At 71.0% G+C, this 18,644-nt stretch carries 14 protein-coding genes; 8 read left to right on the top strand and 6 right to left on the bottom strand.

Going from position 1 to position 18,644, the window contains the following annotated elements:
- Positions 1 to 16: 16 nt before the first annotated feature.
- The 5 genes from HD596_RS40895 to HD596_RS62605 all read right to left on the bottom strand — a co-directional run bounded on the left by HD596_RS40895 (position 17) and on the right by HD596_RS62605 (position 6,876).
- The gene (locus HD596_RS40895) at positions 17 to 2,407 is read right to left on the bottom strand and encodes a beta-glucosidase family protein (RefSeq protein WP_313046300.1); all 2,391 of its coding nucleotides are present in this window, start codon (positions 2,405 to 2,407) and stop codon (positions 17 to 19) included.
- Positions 2,408 to 2,430: 23 nt separating this feature from the next.
- The gene (locus HD596_RS40890; RefSeq protein ID WP_185074797.1) at positions 2,431 to 2,580 is read right to left on the bottom strand and encodes a hypothetical protein; all 150 of its coding nucleotides are present in this window, start codon (positions 2,578 to 2,580) and stop codon (positions 2,431 to 2,433) included.
- Entirely contained in the window at positions 2,577 to 5,312 is a 2,736-nt protein-coding gene (locus HD596_RS40885) for a family 78 glycoside hydrolase catalytic domain (RefSeq protein WP_185074796.1), read from the bottom strand. Before HD596_RS40885 ends, HD596_RS40890 begins: the two co-directional genes overlap by 4 nt.
- A gap of 37 nt (positions 5,313 to 5,349) precedes the next feature.
- Entirely contained in the window at positions 5,350 to 6,618 is a 1,269-nt protein-coding gene (locus tag HD596_RS40880) for an MFS transporter (RefSeq protein ID WP_185074795.1), read from the bottom strand.
- An 87-nt stretch (positions 6,619 to 6,705) separates the two neighbouring features.
- Positions 6,706 to 6,876 carry a hypothetical protein gene (locus HD596_RS62605; RefSeq protein WP_246555202.1) on the bottom strand — a complete coding sequence of 57 codons (171 nt, stop codon included), beginning with the start codon at positions 6,874 to 6,876 and terminating at the stop codon, positions 6,706 to 6,708.
- A 255-nt stretch (positions 6,877 to 7,131) separates the two neighbouring features.
- On the opposite strand from HD596_RS62605, the gene HD596_RS40870 reads away from it, so the two are divergent.
- The 8 genes from HD596_RS40870 (at position 7,132) to HD596_RS40835 (ending at position 16,035) form a co-directional block, all read left to right on the top strand.
- On the top strand, positions 7,132 to 7,551 hold the full coding sequence (locus HD596_RS40870; RefSeq protein WP_185074794.1) for a hypothetical protein: 420 nt from the start codon (positions 7,132 to 7,134) through the stop codon (positions 7,549 to 7,551).
- 2 nt (positions 7,552 to 7,553) lie between these two features.
- Entirely contained in the window at positions 7,554 to 7,778 is a 225-nt protein-coding gene (locus HD596_RS40865) for a helix-turn-helix transcriptional regulator (protein WP_185074793.1), read from the top strand.
- A 79-nt stretch (positions 7,779 to 7,857) separates the two neighbouring features.
- Positions 7,858 to 8,460: a DUF4386 domain-containing protein gene (locus HD596_RS40860; protein WP_185074792.1), complete on the top strand. Its 603-nt coding sequence runs from the start codon at positions 7,858 to 7,860 to the stop codon at positions 8,458 to 8,460.
- Positions 8,461 to 8,498: 38 nt separating this feature from the next.
- A complete protein-coding gene (locus tag HD596_RS40855; protein WP_246555201.1) occupies positions 8,499 to 9,518 on the top strand; it encodes an NAD(P)-dependent alcohol dehydrogenase in 1,020 nt (339 codons plus the stop codon).
- A gap of 239 nt (positions 9,519 to 9,757) precedes the next feature.
- Positions 9,758 to 13,237 carry a protein kinase domain-containing protein gene (locus tag HD596_RS40850; protein WP_246557853.1) on the top strand — a complete coding sequence of 1,160 codons (3,480 nt, stop codon included), beginning with the start codon at positions 9,758 to 9,760 and terminating at the stop codon, positions 13,235 to 13,237.
- 82 nt (positions 13,238 to 13,319) lie between these two features.
- Complete coding sequence (locus HD596_RS40845) at positions 13,320 to 13,649, top strand: hypothetical protein (protein WP_185074790.1); 330 nt, start codon at positions 13,320 to 13,322, stop codon at positions 13,647 to 13,649.
- Positions 13,650 to 13,812: 163 nt separating this feature from the next.
- Complete coding sequence (locus HD596_RS40840; RefSeq protein ID WP_185074789.1) at positions 13,813 to 14,772, top strand: hypothetical protein; 960 nt, start codon at positions 13,813 to 13,815, stop codon at positions 14,770 to 14,772.
- A gap of 183 nt (positions 14,773 to 14,955) precedes the next feature.
- The gene (locus tag HD596_RS40835; RefSeq protein WP_221519744.1) at positions 14,956 to 16,035 is read left to right on the top strand and encodes a PP2C family protein-serine/threonine phosphatase; all 1,080 of its coding nucleotides are present in this window, start codon (positions 14,956 to 14,958) and stop codon (positions 16,033 to 16,035) included.
- Between the two features lie 48 nt (positions 16,036 to 16,083).
- Here HD596_RS40835 and HD596_RS40830 read toward each other — a convergent pair whose 3' ends face one another.
- Positions 16,084 to 18,456 carry an ExeM/NucH family extracellular endonuclease gene (locus HD596_RS40830; RefSeq protein ID WP_185074787.1) on the bottom strand — a complete coding sequence of 791 codons (2,373 nt, stop codon included), beginning with the start codon at positions 18,454 to 18,456 and terminating at the stop codon, positions 16,084 to 16,086.
- Positions 18,457 to 18,644 lie beyond the last annotated feature (188 nt).

The raw sequence follows: 18,644 nt of genomic DNA, 5'->3' as shown, positions 1-18,644 counted from the left end.
GGTGTTCGTTCCTGTCTCAGTCGATGGTGCAGGTCAGGGGGAGGTCGGCGGAGGAGCGGCCGATGCGCAGCACGTACGGGCCGTCGGTGCGGGCCCAGCCGTCCCCGGCCCAGCGGGACAGCGTCCGAGGTGCGAGGTCGATGCGGGCGGTGACGCTCTGGCCCGGTGCCGCCTCGAGGGCGGCGAATCCGGCCAGGCGGAGCTCGCCGCCCTCGTCCAGGTACGCCTGGACGACCTCGCGCCCCGGCCGGTCGCCGGCGTTGCGTACCGTCACCTCCACGGCGCCGTCCACAACGACCGCTCGCAGATACTCCCAGGTCGTGTACGACAGGCCGTGACCGAAGGGGAAGAGCACGCTGCCGGGACGGTAGGCGCGGTAGCCGATGCGGTCGCCTTCGGCGTAGTCCAGGACCCCGTCGACCGGCTGGGTGGACAGGATCGGCACGCCGGACTCGGTGGCGGGGAAGGTGGTGGGCAGGCGGCCCCCGGGCTCGGCGCCGAACAGGACGTCGGCCACGGCGGCGCCGCCCTCCTGGCCGGGGAACCACGACCACAGCAGCGCCCCGGGCTCCCGCGCCCAGGGCATCAGCCAGGGCGCCCCGGCGTTGACCACGACCACCGTGCGCGGGTTGGCCGCGCACACCTGCCGTACCAGCTCGTCCTGGCGGCCGGGCAACGCCAGCCCGGCCCGGTCGAGGCTCTCGGTCTCGGTGTCGGCGTCGCTGCCGACCAGCACGATCGCCACGTCGGCGGCACGCGCGGCCTCGACTGCGGCGGCCAGCTCCTCCTCGTCGGTGCCGCGCGGCGGGGCGTAGCCGAGCCCTACCAGGGTGACCGGGTAGGGGAGGTTGCGCTGCGGGCTGATCAGCACCTCGACATCCACCTGACCGGCGTCGGCGGTGAAGGCGAAGGTGTGCGAAGGCGGGCTGAGCAGCAGGGCGCCGATGTCGTCGCCGTCCTGCAGCTGCTCGTGGACCTGGTCGTCCTGGCCGGGGACGCGCAGGGTGTGCTGTCCGGTGCCCAGGACCGACAGCCGGTGCAGGCCGGACTCGGTCAGGGTGAGGCGGGCGCGTACCGCCAGCTCCGTCACCTCCTCGGCCAGGACGATCGGGAACCACCAGGTGGCGGGGTCGCGGTGCTCGGCCGTCACCACGCCGCCGCCGGCCGTACGGTACTCCAGCCGAACGCCCGGCTGCCCCGTCTCGGGGTCCGCGGCCAGGCCGGCGGGCAGGGGCAGCAGCTTGGCGTGCGGGAAGACGCCGGCGTGGACGGTGATCTCGGCCTCTTCGCCGAGCACCCGGCGCAGCCCTTCGAGCGGCGTGACCACGTGCTCGGGGGTGACGTGCGCGCTGCCGCCGCCCTGCGCGGCGAAGCGGACCGCGTTCGGTCCGATCAGCGCGACCCGGCGCAGCTCGGTGGCCCGCAGGGGCAGCAGGCCGTCGTTGCGCAGCAGCACCGAGCCACCGATCGCCAGCGCGCGCAACCGGTCGCGGACGTCGTCCGGTACGGCGGGGGCCGGGACCGCGGCGACGCCGTCGAGTGCCCCGGTACGTGCGGCGAGCCGCAGGATGCGCAGCACCTTGTCGTCCACGGCCGCCATCGGCACGCGCCCGTCCTCCACGGCGGCGACGAGCGCGTCTCCCCACGGCCCGTCCGGACCGGGCATGGCCAGGTCGAGCCCGGCCAGGGCGGTCGCCTCGGTGGAGCGGGCGGCGGTCCAGTCGGAGACCACGACGCCGTCGAAGCCCCATTCGCCCTTCAGCACGTCGGTGAGCAGGCGGTGGTTCTCGGTCATGGTCCGGCCGTTGACGCTGTTGTAGGCGGCCATCACCGCCCACACGCCGGCCTCGCGTACCGCCGCTTCGAACGGCGCCAGATACACCTCGCGCAGAGTGGCCTCGCCGATGCGGGCGTCGTACGTCATCCGCTCGGTCTCGGAGTCGTTGCCCACGAAGTGCTTGACGGTCGCCGCGACGCCCGCCGACTGCACGCCCCGGATGAAGGCGACGGCGACGCGGGCGGTGAGCAGCGGGTCCTCGGAGTAGCACTCGAAGTGGCGGCCGCCCAGCGGCGAGCGGTGCAGGTTGACCGTCGGCGCGAGCAGCACGTGGATGCCCATCTCCCGCGCTCGGGCGCCCATCAGCCGGCCGGTCTCGCGTGCGGCCTCCTCGTCCCACGCCGCGGCCAGCGAGGTCGGGCTCGGGAAGAGCAGCGAGGCGGGGGTGTCGCCGCCGAAGGAGGTGCCGCGCGGCCCGACGGGGCCGTCCGACAGGGCCAGCGCGGCCAGCCCGGCCGACGCCACGGGGGTCAGCGTCCAGGCGTCCGCCCCGGTCAGCAGGGCGACCTTCTCCTTCAACGTCATGGCGGCCAGGCGGCGCGACAGCTCCGCCTCATCGGATGAGGGCACAGGCAGTCCTTTCTGGAAGGGGATCATGGGGAGAGCGGCCCGCCGGACAGGGCCGCGCCGTCCACGGCTCTGCCTTCGGCGACCCTCTGGAGGAAGGCGGCGGTACGGCCGGCGGCCTCGGTCGCCTCGGGCAGGAAACCGGCGGCCACCTGCCAGGCGTGGTTCGTGATCACGAGCCTTCGTCGAGGTGGGCGAAGCCGGCCTCGATCTCGTCGGGCAGGTGGCCGGCGTTGGGGATGAGGGCGATGGCCTCGCGGACGGTCATGTTCTGCGCGGCGGCGCCCAGGCCGATTTCCACGTGCTCGGCGAGCTCGGGCAGGTGGCGGACGATGGCGTCGATGACGATCCGCATCGCGCCGGGCCGGTCGGCCACCTCCGCCAGGCTGCTGTCCAGGGTGAGCGGCGCGGACGCCGGCCCGGTGCCGGCATGCGGCAGCGTCCAGCGGTGGGTGCCGGAACCGACCCTCACCTGCTCGCCGCCGGGGAGCGTGACGTGGGCGGTGGTGTTCGGCGGGACCACGGCCTCCACGGTGATCTCGTCGGCGGCGATGCTCCAGGAGGACGCGGCCGGGCCGTACGGGGTGCGCAGCCGGGCGCTCGCGTGGGTGAGGCCGCCACCGGGGCGGGGGTGGATGGCGAGCTCGCGGTAGCCGGGGGCGGCCGGGGCGAGTCCGGCGACGGTGCGGTGCAGCCAGTCGGCGACGGCGCCGAGGGCGTAGTGGTTGAAGGAGGTCATGCCGCTGGGGTTGACGGTGCCGTCGGGCAGCAGGCTGTCCCAGCGTTCCCAGATCGTGGTCGCCCCTTGGGTGACCGAGTACAGCCAGGAGGGGCATTCGCGCTGCAGCAGGAGCCGGTAGGCGGCCTCGATCTCGCCGGCCTCGGCCAGGGCGTCGCAGATGAGCGGGGTGCCGACGAACCCGGTGGCGATCCTGTAACCGTTGGCGCGGGCCAGCTCCACCAGGCGGGAGGCGGCGCGGCGGCGCTGCCGTTCGTCAGGCAGCAGCGCGAACTCCAGGGCCAGGGCATAGGCGGTGGGCGAGTCGCTGAGCAGCCTCCCGGAGGCGGTGGTGTACTCGTCGGCGAACGCCTGACGCACCTCCCCGGCCAGCGCCCGGTAGCGGGTGGCGTCCTCCCCGAGGGCGTCGGCGGTTCGGGCGAGCAGGTCGGCCGAGCGGGCGAAGTAGGCGGTGGCCACGATCTCGGGGTACGTCTTGGCCTGCTCCGGCCGGTTGGCCGGGGCGGTGGGGTCCAGCCAGTCGCCGAACTGGAAGCCGCTGTCCCACAGGCGGCCCGGCCCGGCCAGGGCGGACACGTGCTCGACCCAGGCCCGCATGCTCGCGAACTGCCGCCGCAGGATGCCGCTGTCGCCGTAGCGCCGGTACAGCACCCACGGAACGATCACCGCGGCGTCGCCCCAGGCGGCGGCCGCGCTGGAGGCGGAGGCGACATCGGGTACGACGTGCGGCACCAGGCCGTCCTTGCCCTGGTCCGCGGCCAGGTCGGCCAGCCAGGAGGACAGGAACCCGGCGCTGTCGAACAGGAAGCTCGCGGTCGGCGCGAACACCTGCGCGTCGCCGGTCCAGCCCAGGCGCTCGTCGCGCTGCGGGCAGTCGGTGGGGACGTCGAGGAAGTTGCCGCGCATGCTCCACACGACGTTCTCGTGCAACCGGTTGATCAGCGGGTCGGAGCAGTCGAACCAGCCGGTGCGCTCCAGGTCGGAGTGGCACACCACGGCGGCCACCTCCTGAACGGGGCCGGATATTTCGGCATAGCGGAAGCCGTGGAAGGTGAAGCGAGGTTCCCACGTCTCCTCGTCCCCGCCGCGCAACGTGTAGACGTCGGTGGCCTTGGCGGTGCGCAGCGGGCTCACGCACAACTCGCCGTCCTGCAGGACCTCGGCGTGGCGCAGCGTCACCTGCTCGCCCGCCCGTCCCCGTGCGGTGATCCGAAGGCGGCCGACCAGGTTCTGACCGAAGTCGTAGATCGTGGCGCCGCTCGGGCTGGTACGCCGCTCCACGGGGGCGAGGATCTCGGTACGGCGCACCGGCGGGCCGTCCGGGGCCACCAGCGTGGACAGGTCACGGTCCACGATCTCCACCGCAGCCCAGCCGGAGTCGTCGAAGCCCGGCAGCGACCAGCCGGAACGCTCCAGCCGGGCGTCGTGGACCTCGCCGTCGTACAGGCCGGAGGAGACCAACGGCCCGGGCGCGGCCCGCCACGACGGGTCGGTGACGAACCGCTCCGTCGTGCCGTCGGCATAGGAGATCTCCAGCTGGGCGAGCCAGGCGAGCTGGTCGCCGTAGAGCGCGTGCTTGCCCTCGAAGCCCAGCCGTCCCCGGTACCAGCCGTCGGCGAGCGTCGCGCCCAGGCAGTTGGCGCCCTCGCGCAGCAGATCGGTGACGTCGTAGGTCTGGTAGCGCAGGCGGTGCCGGTAGGCGGTCCAGCCGGGGGCGAGCACGTGGTCGCCGACGACCTGGCCGTTCAGCTCGGCCTCGTACAGACCGAGTGCGGTCGTGTACAGGCGGGCCGCACGCACCCCTGACCGCGCCCGGAACTCGCCGCGCAGCAGCGAGCCCTCCCCCGGGCCGGCGAAGCGGGCCGACCAGTCCTCCGGCTCCAGCAGCCCCGCCTCGACAAACGACTCCTGGCTCCACGGCGACCAGCCGTCGGGCCCCTGAACCCGTGCCCGGACCGCCACGCGCTCCCGCGAGGCCAGTGGCGCGAACGGCCAGGGCACCAGCACCGACTCGGCGGATTCCACCCGTACCCGCTCGCCGCGCGCCTCGACCTCGTAGGCCGTCTGGCGCCAGCCGGGGCTGTCCGTCTCGATGATCCAGGACAGGCGGGGCCTCGCCACGCCGATGCCGAGAGGCTCACGAAGGTGCTCGAACCGGATGATGATCACGTCAGGGCGCCTTCCTTGCTTACACGTGTTAGTGACATTACCGTACACCTCTGATCTGCCGGACCGTCCAACCACCGGCAAGCGCGACACCCGCCGCCACCAGGAACAGCAACAGGTAATTGCCACCGCCACCGATCGCCAGAACGAGCGGAGCCACGACCGGGGCGGCGGACTGGGGAAGCGCGCTGGCGATCCCGGCCAGGCTCATGTACTTGCCCGCCTCGCTCTCCCTATTGGGCAGCACGTCGTTGACCACCGCCAGGTCCACCGCGCCGAACACGCCCGCCCCGAACAAGATGAACTGCGAGCCGACCAGCACCGAGACGAACGACCCGGCGAACGCCACGATCACGAACCCGGCCGCGAAGCAGGCGGCGGCCAGATAGATGAACAGCTTGCGCCGCCTCAGCCGGTCCGACAGGTAGCCGCTGACGACCGCACCCACCGACGTCATCACGAGCCCGACACCGCCGGTGAGCGCCAGCAGCCCGGTGACCTCGGTCAGCTTGTAGCCGAGATGGTCGGTGAGGAAGTACAGCTGATAGGTGGACAGGAACATCAGGCTGAACTGGACGAGAAAGCGTCCCAGCCAGGTCCAGGCGAAGTCGCGATGGCGACGCGGATCGAACGTGAGGTCGCGTACCAGCCCGCGCAGATCGAGCGGCCGGCGTTCCGCCTCCGGCAGCGGACGGTCGCGCATCACCACGACCAGGACCAGCACCGCGGCGCACGCGATCAGCGCCGGCACGAGAAAGAGCGGCAGCGGCGAGCCGCCGAGGGCCCCGGCAAGCTGGAAACCGCCGACACCGGCGATCTGGGCCGTGAAGCCGAGCAGGCCGCCGACCTTGCCACGCTGCCCCTCGGGCACCTGGTCGGGCATGACCGCCATCAGCGGCGTCATCATGCAGCTCAATCCGACCTGTACGACGACGTAGCCGAGCAGCACGCCGGGCACCGAAGCCAGGACGGCGGTGAGCACGGCGCCGGCGACCAGGATCGGCATGCCCGCCAGCATCCAGGGCCTCCGCCGTCCGAGCCGGGCGGTGGTGTTGTCGCTGAGCAGGCCGATGACCGGGCCCATCAGGATGTTGACCAGCGTACCGACGCCGATCACCAGGCCTAGCGCCGCCTCCTTGCCGCTCGGGTCGATCTGCTGGAGGCGGATCGCGAGAGAGGCCAGCAACGGGGTCATGACCGCCACGTACAGCCCCAGATAGGCCAGGACGTAGACGGCGATGAAGCCACCGCTCACCCGTGACGGCTGCGCGACGGACGCGACGGCGGCTGGAGGTCCGGGATCGGACATCACACTCTCCACTAGATCGTTTCAAGCAAGATTCATGGCGACGGGAGATGAGCCATCTCTCGGACGGTCAGGGCGAGCGGGAGCGCACTAACACGTGTAACTAACGAGTGCGAGGACGTTAACACCGATGTTCCCTCCCGGGCAATAGCGTGTCGGACCACGATGCTCCAGGTCGAGGTCCTCGACGTTCAGCGCGAGGATCTCGGCGGCGCGGGCGGCGGTCTCGTACAGCAGCCGGTAGATGGTGATCTTGGCCACGGGCCGAGTCTCGTCCGGGGTTTCCGGGGTTGGGGAACCTGAGGGCAGCCGTTTGCCATAGGACGCTTAGGCCCCCTGAAGGTGGTCTGGCCGCGCGTCCTCAACCACCTATCCCCCGGAACTCGACGGCGCCAAGTCCTCGTGGCCGGTCGAGAGCCGGAACGTTCGCCTCGGCTGGAGTAAAAAATTATTGACATCGTGTCTGCGCTGCTTTACTTTTGGCAATGTCAAAGGTTCTTTACATGGGAGCTGGACATGTCCTCCGAAGAGAAACGCTCGTGGATCTACGTCGTGGTCGCCGTCGGCGTCTCCGCGGTCTACTTCGTCACCGTCCTGTCGAAGGTGCCGGGAGCGGACGTCGCGCGGATCGCCTATGTACGGCCGATGCTCACCGCCATCGGTGCCGGCATCGGCTTGGGCATCGTCGCCAGCATCGCGGCCGCCATCGCCTCGCCGAAGGAGGCCGGCCGGACCGACGAGCGCGACCGGCAGATCCACCGGCTGGGCGAGTACGTCGGGTTCTACGTCATGAGCATCGCGTCGATCATCCCGCTCGCCCTGACCATGGCGGAGGTCGCCCACTTCTGGATCGCCAACGCGCTGTACCTGGCGTTTGTGCTGGCCACCCTCACCTCGTCGATCGTGAAGATCGTCTTGTACCGCCGCGGCTTCTGACCATGGTCAAGCCCACGAAGGTCACGAACTCGATCCGAGCCCTGCGGTTCGCGCACGGGGAGATGACGCAGGCGGAGCTGGCCGACCGCGTCGGGGTCACCAGGCAGACCGTCATCGCCATCGAGCAGGGTCGCTACTCACCGTCGCTGGAGATGGCATTCCAGATCGCCCGGGTGTTCGGGGTGCCGCTCGACGACGTCTTCCAGTACCCGGACTCCCAGCACTAGCCACCTACCGCCGCACCCGGCGCGCGAGAAGATCGCCTCGCGGGCCCGGGCCGTCACACCCGAGATCGAGGAGGAAGCCGTGCGCACCCCTCAGCGCCTCGCCCGTATCGCGGGATTGCTCTACCTCATGGTCGGTATCGGCGGCGGCTTCGCGGAGATCGTGCGGGTCACGGTGTACCAGGCCGGCGACGCCGCCACGACGGCGCGGAACGTCGCGGCCCACGCCGGCCTTGTCCGGGCCGGCGTCCTGGCGGACCTCGTCACCACCGTGACCGGGTTGTTGACGGCCATGGCCCGGTACGTGCTGCTCAAACACGTGCACGCCGACGCCGCCCGGGCGATGGTGGCCTTCATCGCGGTCGCCGCCGCCATGATGTCCCTCAACCTGGCCCACCAGTTCCAGGCGCTGCACGCGAGCGACGCCGCCTACACCAACGCGTTCGGCGCGGCGGGGTCCGACGCGCTCGTGCTCCTCATGCTCGACCTGCACCACCACGGATACCTCATGACGCAGGTCTTCTTCGGCCTGTGGCTGCTGCCGATGGGCTACCTCGTCTACCGGTCGGGCATGATCCCGCGCGCGATCGGTGTGCTGCTCATGGTTGGCTGCGCGGAGGTCTCGATGATCCTCCGTCGCACCCAGAAACGCCCCACGAAACCGGCTCGTCCCACTGCCGCCTGAGCCGGGCCCGACCCACCTCACCGAAAGGACCACTCCTCATGACCACCCCGAAGATCACCCCAACCACCGTGACCATGACGAAGACGATGACCGCGATCGCCCGCGACACCTACTGCGCACCGGCGCAGCTCCAGCTGCGCGACATGGCCGTCCCGACCATCGGCGCCGACGACGTGCTCGTCCGCGTCGAGGCCGCCGGCGTCGACCAGGGCGTGTGGCACGTCATCACCGGCCTGCCCTACCTGGTGCGCGCCGCCGGGTTCGGGCTGCGCCGGCCCAAGAACCCCGTCCCAGGCATGGACGTCGCCGGCCGCGTCGCAGCCGTCGGCGCCAACGTCACCCGGTTCCGTCCCGGCGACGAGGTCTACGGCACCTGCGACGGTGCCTACGCCGAGTACGCCCGCGCCCACCAGGACCAGCTCGCTCCCAAACCGGCCACCCTCACCTTTGCCCAGGCCGCCACCGTGCCCGTCTCCGCCTGCGCCGCCCTCCAGGGACTGCGCGACGCCGGGCAGCTCACAGCCGGGCAGAGGGTCCTCATCACCGGCGCCGGCGGCGGCGTGGGCAGCTTCGCCGTCCAGCTCGCCAAGGCATACAGCGCCCACGTCACCGGCGTGTGCCGCACCGCGAAGACCGACCTGGTCCGCTCCCTCGGCGCCGACCACGTCATCGACCACACCCGCGAGGACTTCACCACCAGCACCGACCGGTACGACCTCATCCTCGACACGGCCGGCAACCGCCACCTGACCCGGCTACGCCGCGCCCTCACCCCCCGCGGCACGCTCGTCATCGTCGGCGGGCCCGGAGAGGGACGCGTGCTCCAGGGCGCCGACCGCCAGATCCGGGCGATGCTGCTGTCGCCCTTCGTCGGCCAGCGCCTGACCGGCCTCATGTCCACCGAGCCCGCCGCCGACCTGTACACCCTGACCGGCCTCATCGACTCCGGCGCCCTCACCCCGGTCCTCGACCGCACCTACCCCCTCGCCCAGACCCCCGACGCCATCGACTACCTCAAAACCGGCCGGCCCGCCGGCAAAATCGCCATCACCATCTGACCCGGCCAGCGACCCACCGCGAGGCCGGTGCTGCCGCCGGGAAGGCACCGATTCGGTCGCCGGTATTGGGCCCGCGCCGTGCCGGTCCGTTCCGAAGGCCGCGGCCACTGCCGCTTCGGTGCCCTCCGGGCGGTCTCCCGTCGTGCTGGTCTGCCATGTCCACGTCGACGGCCGCGCCGTCGCGAAATGCCACGCGGCCTTCCTTCCGGGAGGAGGTCTGGATCAGAATGGCGTACTTGATGACTCCTCTCACCCCAGCGGACCCGCACCGTATCGGCGGCTACTGGCTGGCCGGGCGGCTGGGAGCCGGCGGCCAGGGCGTGGTGTACGAAGCGTACGGACCCGCGGGCGAGCACGTCGCGATCAAGGTGCCCAGGTTCGACAGCACCGAGGCCCGAGTCAGGCTGGCCAAGGAGGCCGCGGCGGCCCGGCGGGTGGCGTCGTTCTGCACCGCCAAGGTGATCGACGCCCAGACCGCGGAGCCCGCCCCGTACATCGTCAGCGAGTTCGTCCCCGGGCCCAATCTGCGGCAGGTGGTCACGGAGTCGGGGCCGTACGAAGGGGACCGGCTGCACCGCCTGGCTGTCGGCGTGGCGACCGCGCTCATGGCCATCCACCAGGTCGGCATCGTGCACCGCGACCTCAAACCGGACAACATCATCCTCGGTCCGGACGGGCCGCGGGTGATCGACTTCGGGGTGGCGCGCGAGGCCGGCCCGACCACCTCCGGAGCCGTCATCGGGACGCCCGGCTACATGTCGCCCGAGGTGCTCGCCGGGCGGGGCGCCACCGAGGCGGCCGACCTGTGGGCGTGGGGCATGGTGGTGCTTTTCGCGGCGACAGGGAAGGACGCGATCGAGGCGGACGACCCGATGTCGGTGGTCACCCGCGTGCTCGACTTCCGGCCGGACACAGGCGGACTCCCCGAACCTCTCGATCGGCTCGTCGCGGCGGCCCTCGACCGCGACCCCGCCAACCGGCCCGCCGCCGGAACCGTGCTGCTGCGGCTGCTGGGCGGCGAGCAGGGCGATCTCCTGTCACGTGGGGGCACGCTGGCCGCGACGCTGAAAGAGGAGCCGGCGGGGCCGGATCTGGGAGCCGTCGCGGAGGAGCTGTACGCGGAGCTGACCGAGGCCGAGCGGGCGAGCGTTCCCGAGGTGTTCCTGAGAATGATCGACGGTGACTCGCTGCGGCCGGTCGCCCGTGACGAGTTGCCGGAGACCGAGGCGATCGACGCGCTGCTGGCCGTCTTCGCCGCCGCGGGCCTCGTCGCTCGCGAGGGCGACTCGTACGAGCTGGCCAGTCCGGGCCTCGTCCAGGCCTGGCCCAGATTGCGGGAATGGCTGGCCGCCAACCGCGACGGCCTGGCCGTGCACCGCCGCCTGGCCGACGCCGCCGCTCAGTGGGACCACCACGGCAGGAAGCCGGCGGACCTGCTGCACGGCTCCAACCTCGATCGCACGCTCCAGTGGGCCGCCACCGAGCGCAAGGACCTCACGCTGGCCAGGCGGGAGCGCGAGTTCCTTGAGGCCGCCTCCCGGCAGGCCAGGCGGCAGTCCCGCAGGCGCGGGCTGCTGGCGGCGGCACTGGCGGTGCTGCTGGTGGCCGCGCTCGGCGGGTTCGGGCTGGCCGAATCTCTGCGCCGGGAGTCCAACCGGCAGCGAGATGACGCCCTGGCAAGGGAGCTGGCCCTGCGCGCCGCCGACCTGCGGCAGGCCGAGCCGCCGCTGGCGCGCCTGCTGACGGTGGCGGCCTGGCGGCTCGGCCCCGCGTTGCCCGAGACCCGCGGCGCGCTCTACGACTCGCTCTCCCAGCCCACCACCGACGCGTTCACCGACCCGTACTTCGAGCAGCACAATCTTTACGCGCTGAGCCTGGATGGCCGCACGCTGGTCTCCGTCTCCGGTGGCACCGCCAGGATCTGGGATGTCCCGGGCCGGAGAGAGATACGCCGGCTGTCCGGGCTGGGTGACGGGGCGTCCAAGGCCGCGCTGAGCCCCGACGGGGCGATGCTGGCCCTGCAGGACGAGCATGGGGTACGCCTGTGGGACACCGGCACGGGAACGCAGCTCGGCGAGCGGTTCGCCCAGGACGCCGGCGAACCCCTGATCACTCAGCCGCTGGCCTTCGACACCACCGGCCGGCTGCTCCAGGTGCCGAAGGACAGCCCGACTGATTCCGTGCAAATGTGGGACGTGTCCACGCGCCGGAGGCTCACGGCCCCCTCGGGATCCGGCCTGTTCGCCGTCAGCCCCGACGGCCGCTACGGATACGTCTCCGACGGGCGTTCGGACGCGCAGCTCTGGGACCTGCGGTCGGGCAGGCGCCTGCCCACGTCCGACCTGCCCGGGCAGGGGGTCACGATCAAGGCCGTGTTCAGCCCTGATGGCCGGTCGCTCGCCACGGTCGAGGACATCGGGGCCGGGCACATGACCAGGACGCGGGTGTACGACCTCCCGTCAGGAACTCGGCGATCGACTCGGGAAGGGGGCCCCGGCGAGTCGGTGGATTTCGCCTTCGGAGACCGGTTCGTCGCGCTCTGGGGGTGGGACAGGGAGCTGGAGATCCTGCGGCGCGCCGATCACGACACCGTCTTCCAGCGCAAGCTGCCCAGCGAGGTCAGAGAGCTCCGCTTCGATCTTCCAGGACGGGCCGTCCGCTTCATGAACGACAGCGGCACGGTGTACACGCTGGACGTCTCCATGCTGTTCGACGCACCCGCAGGCGGGAGCGACGGCCCGGACACGGCGCTGCTCGACCCGTCCGCCCGGGTGGTGGCGGCCATGAGCGGCGACACCCTCATCATGCGGGAGGCCGCGACGGGCCGTCGCCTGGCCGGCCCGTTGACGTGGCGCGGCACGTCTCCCGCGATGGCGTTCAGCCCCGACGGCAGGCGCCTGGCGTACGGCGATGACAACACCGTCCACGTCATCGAGACGGTCTCGGGACGGGTGTCGGCCGAGTTCACGCTCGCGGCAGAAGGCGCGGCCGAGGTGACGGGCCTGGCCTTCAGCCCCGACGGCCGCACCCTCGCGATCTCGTCCTGGGATCAGGGCAGAACCCCACCCAGAGACCCACCCGTGGAACTGCGCGACCTCGAACGCGGGTCCTCCACCCTCGTCACCGGCTCGCACGGCGATTCGGCCATGGCATTCCGCCCTGACGGACGGCTGCTGTTCGCGGGGACGCCGCCGGAGCTCATCGACCCCGTGAACGCGGTCACCCGGCCACTCGGCTCCGGGGTCGACCGTCTGGACGGCACCTTCGCCTTCAGCCCGGACAGCCGGCAAGTGGCGTTCTCCGGCCTGGACGGCATCTCCGTCTGGAACGGCGACCTCAGCGCCAAGCTCGCCGAACTCCCCCGTGGGCCGGGCGGCGAGGTGGAGCTGCTGGCGTGGTCACCGGACGGGCGCACGCTCGCCGCGTATGAGCGAGGCCTGCGCGTGCGCCTGTGGGACGTGCCCACCCGGCAGATGCTGGGCGTCGTGTTCGACGGGCTGCTCTCGCCCGAGTACGGCGATCCCGGCTCGCTGGTGTTCTCCGCTGACGGCGGCAAGCTCTACAACGCCGCCCCGGACGGCACGGTGCGCACGCACGAACTCGGCGGCGAACGCGTGGCGGGCGAGGTGTGTGAGCGCGTGGGACGCGCGCTCACCGCCGCCGAGTGGGAGCGATACCTGCCCGGCATCGAACCGTTCGACCTGTGCCCCGGCTCCTGACAATTGGTGCGTGCGGCCCAGTCCAGGAAGCTCGACGGATTCTCAACATATCCTCAACACCTGCAGACCTACATTTCCGGACATGAGAACCGTAGGAAAGATCGCCACCCTGGCCATGGCGGCCGCGCTCGCCTCCGGCGTGCTGGTCCCCCCAGCGCACGCCACCAGCGCCACCCAAGGCGCCACCAAGGCCTCGACCGCGCTCTGGCCCTGCATCGTCCAGGCGAAGTGGGCGGTCAAGGTGCACAAGCGCAAGAGCCTCAGCTCCGGCTACCGGGTGGCCAAGAAGGGCACCAAGTTCCACGGCTACTGCTGGGACAACAAGCCCACCTGGAAATGGACCGAAGTCTGGAACCTGAACGGCGGAGGACACGGCTACGTCTGGCACACCGGGCTCAAGATGGTCCGCTAGCCATACACCAGCGGCCGCCGGCGGTGGCGACACCTTCCGCCGGGCCCATCGTGAAACAGTTCTTCGGCAGGGACATCACATCTTGATCACCGCCTCGATCGTTCGTACGCCGAGGGACGTCACACCACCCAGGTGACGAGACCCCAACCGAACGGCGGTGGCGATGGGCAGGTACGTCGCGTTACAGATGGCGCTGGCCTGGGCGGCAGGGGTGATCATCGCACCCCTGATCTTCTACAGTGGCCTCGCCGCAGCTTTCATGGGAGGCCCACTGCTCGGCCTCGCCGTCGCAGTGCTGACCGTGCTGGGGTCGGTGGCGCTGCTGTACGCCATCGCCGCGGTGTCGAAACAGGCGTCCGGACTCACCTCGACCGCCAAGGGGCGGCTGGCCTGGGCATGGCTGGTGCTCGCCGGCGGGCTGGCCACGTCGGTGTACGGCGTGGTGATGAACGGCAGACTCGGACTGGGCCTGAACTTCGATCAGTGGCCGGCACTGGCCGCGGGCGGTGCGGGTTACGCGTTGTGCGCCGCGATCCTCGCCGGCCGGTGGTTCACACTGAGCGGGCTGGCGATCGCGGCGTCACTCGTCGCGGGCGGCTCGTACCTGTCTGATGTGCGGGCGGACAAGTTACGGGAGCAAGCGCACGAACAGGCGTTGCACGAGAAGACCAGCCTCTGGCTGGGGCTCGCGTTCAGCACGTCGATGCCCGGCTATCGGCTGGAGCACGACGGCAGGACCGCCTGGTTCACCCCCGAAGACCGGCGACCCGGGGAAGCCCAGTGGGCCCGCACCATCACCCTGAGCGCCGAACACGGCGAATTCTCCACCAAATACTGCAGTGAGCAAATGCTCGTGGTCAATTTCCGGGGCGCCGACAACCTCGAGTGCACGGTCGAGCGGCCCGGGCTGTGGTATCGCAGCGGGCGCCGGCCGAAGGCGGAAGAGGGCTGCCCGTGCGGCCTCCAGGAGTACGTGATGCAGCGCGGCACGTTATATCTCAGGATCGGCGCCACAGACGCGGTCCCCAGGAAGACGCTACGGGAGGCCATCCAGCGGGCACGTCCGCTCACGGAGGCGGATTTGCGCCGGTTGCTCTTTCCGTCTCCCGCGCCGCGGGACTGAGTGCGCCCATTCCCAGGACGCCCTGGGAGTGTCGCCTCGACAGGCGATTCGACATTCACTAGAAAAGGATCACCTGAGGGAACGGCGTGCGGAGACCTCCAGAGGACGTCACGCGGCCTCCCCATGCTCGTCGAGCACAGGTCGATCGGCTGCGGGATCGGGGCGCGGATGAACCCACTCTCCATGAGATGGCCCCGGTACATCTCCTTCATACCGGCCGCCATGGTCGTCATCGGCGCCGTCTTCAACATGCTGTCCCCGCGCTACTACTGGGGCGACTACCTGCTGGGCGCCGCGGTCGTGGTGGCAGGGGGGCTGCTGTCGCGACGGCACACGATCGCGGTCGCGGCGGCCATCGTTCTGGTCCAGCTGGTGTTGTTGATCAAGGATGGCTACTTCGGTCATGCCGTCGGCACACTCTCGTTGATCAGCGCGGTGTTCACCGCGCTCGTGGGCCTCGGGGTGAACCGCGTGGTCGCGAGCCACAGCCGCCGGCTGCAAGTGGTGCGTTCCGTCGCCGAGGCCGTCCAGCGCGCCGTCCTGCCCGCACCGCCGGCGCGGGTAGGTCCGCTGGCCATCGCCGCGGTCTACAAGGCCGCGCAGATCGAGGCCTTGATCGGCGGGGACGCCTACGCCGTCCAGGAGACGCCGTACGGCACCAGATTGCTGATCGCGGACGTGCGAGGCAAGGGCCTGGACGCGGTCGGCACGGTGGCCGTGCTGCTGGGCACCTTCCGAGAGGCGGCGGACCAGGCAGCCGACCTCGTGGTGCTGGCCGAGCGCATGGAGCACGCGCTGATCAGAGAAGCCGCCTCGCGCGAGGAAAGCGTACGGATGGAGGGGTTCGTCACCGCGGTGCTCGGCGAGATCACCTCGGACGCGGCCTCGGTGCGCCTGCTGAACTGCGGCCACCCCTCGCCGTACCTCCTTCAGGGTGACACGGTGTCCTGCCTGGATCCCGAGGAACCGAGTCTTCCCCTGGGCATGAGCCGCCTGGGCGTGCCGCGGGCACGACCCGACCGCTGGCCCTTCCCTGCCGGGAGCACGCTCCTGCTCGTCACGGATGGGGTGACGGAGGCCCGAAGCCGTGGCGGGACGTTCTACGACCCGGCAAGCCGGCTCGGCGGCCGAGGCCCGTTCCGGCGGCCGGAGGAGGTGATCGAGGTGCTGGTGCGAGACGTCGAGCGGTGGGCCGGCGGTCCGCGCGATGACGACATGGCGATTCTGGCGATCACCCGGCGCGCCGGTGAACCGGCCCCGTGAATCTGCGGCGGGCCGCGGCAGTGTGGCCGCCGCGGCCCGCGTACGGTCTCAGAGCTTCAGGCCCACCAGCAGCGGGTCGTGGTCGGAGGAGCGGAACGGGTCGGGCGCGTACAGGTAGGGCGGGTTGAACTCGGTGTTGTAGTCCATGAACCGGCCCTCGTCGGAGTTGATGTGCCAGATGGTGGCGCCGGTCACCAGCTTGCGCGCGCCCTTGTCGGCCAGCACGTGGTCGAGCTCACCGGACAGGCCGTCGAAGACGTAGCTGTAGCGGTCGTCCTTCTTGACGTACGCCTTGCTCAGGCTGGTCAGCCCGGCCCCCTCGAACGTGTGGATGGGGTCCTCCTCGCCGTAGGCGTTGAGGTCGCCGAGGACGAGCACGTTCTGCAGCTTGAGGCTGCCGATCAGGGCCAGCACGGCCTTGGCCTGCTGGACGCGCTTGGCGTTGTAGCAGGATTGCCCGTCGCCCTGGTCGGCGTCGGCACCGGAGGCCGGTCCGTCGGCGTCGGTGCAGCCCTTGGACTTGAAGTGGTTCACCAGCACCGTGAAGGACTTCCCGCCCCCGCCGGCCTTGGCGAAGGTCTGCACCAGCGGCGGCCGGTTGAAGATCGGGTCGGACGACGACCGCGCCGGGCCCGTCGGGGTGACCTTGGCCGGCTGATAGATCAGCGCGGTCTGGATGAGGTCGGTGCCCGGGTTGGGGTGGGTGATCGCCTTGTACGTGCCGGCGCCGGCCTTGGCGTTGAGCGCGTCGACCAGGGTGTTGAGCGCCACGTCGTTGTTGCGCTCGACCTCCATCAGCCCGGCCACGGCCGGGTCGAGCGTCGTGATGTTGGCGACCAGCTTGGCGAGCTGGCGCTCCCGCTCCGCGGCGGTGGTGGCGCCGCGGGACTTGAGCGTGGTGAACCAGTTGAGCGTGTTGAGGCTGGCCACCCGGACGTCGCCGCCGACCTTGGCGGGCTGGGCGGGGCGGGGGTTGTCGGCCTTGAAGGCCACCGGCTTGGTCGGCTGGACGCGGTAGGCGTCGAAGCCGTACGTCAGGACGCCGGTCAGGTTCTTCACCTCGTCGCCGATGCGGACGGTGTTGGATCCCGTGGTGTGGTACGGCAGGGTGGGCGGGTTCTGCACGCTCGAACCGTCGTCGAGGAGGATGGCGCGCCGCGCGTCCTTCTCGGTGTCCACGCCCTTGCGGTCCGTCGGCTGCCACAGCCGGCCGCCGCCCGCGAGGGTGATCTCACCGAACCGGCCGAGGTTGTAGATCTCGGAGGCGGCGAGGTCGCCGTGGAACGTGACGAGCATGCCCTCGTAGCGTTCGAAGGTGACGCCCTTCTTGAGGGGCAGCTTCACCTTGGCCGGCTTGACCACGCCGGTGCCGCACACGTTCACCGCGGTGGCCGGCGAGATCTCGGTGAGGCCGTTGAACTCGATCGCCTTGCCGGAGACGAGCACGCGGTCACCGGTCTTGACCGGCGAGGAGGAGAACACGAACAGCCCCTCGGAGGTCGCCGGGTCGGCGTCCGGCTCGAGCCCCTGGAGGTAGAAGCCGCCGAACTGGCCGGAGCCCTGGAAGGAGCCGGTGACGACGCCCTCGACCCGGATGTTCTGACCGGCGACCGGGCTGGTCTCGCCGCTTCCCTGCACCTCGGAGATCCGGTGGGTGGGCGCGGTGTCGCAGCTCTCGGTGGGCGTGACGGTCGGGGTGGGGGTCGGGGTGGGGGTCGGCGTGATGGTTGGGGTGGGCGTCGGGGACGGGTCTCCGCCGCCGCAGGGGGCCGCGGCGGTGGCGGTGTTGCGCGGCGCGGGGGCCGCGGTCTCGAAGTCGGCGCCGTTGTCGTCGGTGTCGGTGCAGCCGCCGCCCTTGCGGAACGCGCCGGTGGTGTTGGTGAGCGCGGGGGCGGGGGTGCCTTCGGAGAAGTTCGCGCTGCCGTAGCCGACCAGGTCGGCGATCAGCGCGAGCTGGGCGTCGGCGCAGGGGGTGGAGGAGCCGTTGCAGGCCAGCCCGTCGCTCGATCGGACCAGCGCCACCTTGCCCGCGGTGCCGCTCATGTTGACGGAGCCGACGCTGTCGGGCTGGGGCAGCGCGCCGCTGGGGGTGGTGCCGGCGGCGAGCTGTACGAGGTGGTACTGGCCGGGGGCGATGCTGCCGGAGAGGGAGGCCTTGTTGGCGGCGAAGTTCCCGGTGCCGGCGGCGCTGGTGTACTGCACGGACCAGCCGTCCAGGGACACGGGGGCGCCGCTGCGGTTGAACAGCTCGACGTAGTCGTTGGTTAAGGGGGCGCCGGTGTTGCCGCCTCCGCCGTAGACCTGGCTGATGACCACGGTTCCGGGGGCCGCGGCCGAAGAGGGTGAGGAGAGGGCTGCGATCGAACCGGCGACGACGCCGGCGGCAACGAGGATCGCTGTGGCCCGGGACTTGACTGGCATGCGTGGGAGCGTAAACCGACAAACAGCTGAAATCTCTGTATGTGGCATGGATAGGGCATGAAATTTCAGATGTTGATCTGTCAATGTGTGACAATCGCCCTTCTGGCCTGATACCGCGCGCCAGCCCGCTGTCGTTCGGCGGGCCATGACGTCGGCCGAACCCGCGCCCGCCGCCCGGGGCGGGCTTC

The organism is Nonomuraea jabiensis (assembly GCF_014204795.1).
In the GTDB taxonomy this organism is placed as follows: Bacteria; Actinomycetota; Actinomycetes; order Streptosporangiales; family Streptosporangiaceae; genus Nonomuraea; species Nonomuraea jabiensis.
This window is presented reverse-complemented; position numbering and strand designations above follow the sequence as displayed.

Excerpts from the sequence above, each read along its gene's own strand:
- HD596_RS40830 (WP_185074787.1), bottom strand. The coding sequence starts at position 18,456 with ATGCCAGTCAAGTCCCGGGCCACAGCGATCCTCGTTGCCGCCGGCGTC.
- HD596_RS40845 (WP_185074790.1), top strand. The coding sequence starts at position 13,320 with ATGAGAACCGTAGGAAAGATCGCCACCCTGGCCATGGCGGCCGCGCTC.
- HD596_RS40855 (WP_246555201.1), top strand. The coding sequence starts at position 8,499 with ATGACCACCCCGAAGATCACCCCAACCACCGTGACCATGACGAAGACG.
- HD596_RS40840 (WP_185074789.1), top strand. The coding sequence starts at position 13,813 with ATGGGCAGGTACGTCGCGTTACAGATGGCGCTGGCCTGGGCGGCAGGG.
- HD596_RS40865 (WP_185074793.1), top strand. The coding sequence starts at position 7,554 with ATGGTCAAGCCCACGAAGGTCACGAACTCGATCCGAGCCCTGCGGTTC.
- HD596_RS40880 (WP_185074795.1), bottom strand. The coding sequence starts at position 6,618 with ATGTCCGATCCCGGACCTCCAGCCGCCGTCGCGTCCGTCGCGCAGCCG.
- HD596_RS40870 (WP_185074794.1), top strand. The coding sequence starts at position 7,132 with ATGTCCTCCGAAGAGAAACGCTCGTGGATCTACGTCGTGGTCGCCGTC.
- HD596_RS40835 (WP_221519744.1), top strand. The coding sequence starts at position 14,956 with ATGAGATGGCCCCGGTACATCTCCTTCATACCGGCCGCCATGGTCGTC.
- HD596_RS40850 (WP_246557853.1), top strand. The coding sequence starts at position 9,758 with ATGACTCCTCTCACCCCAGCGGACCCGCACCGTATCGGCGGCTACTGG.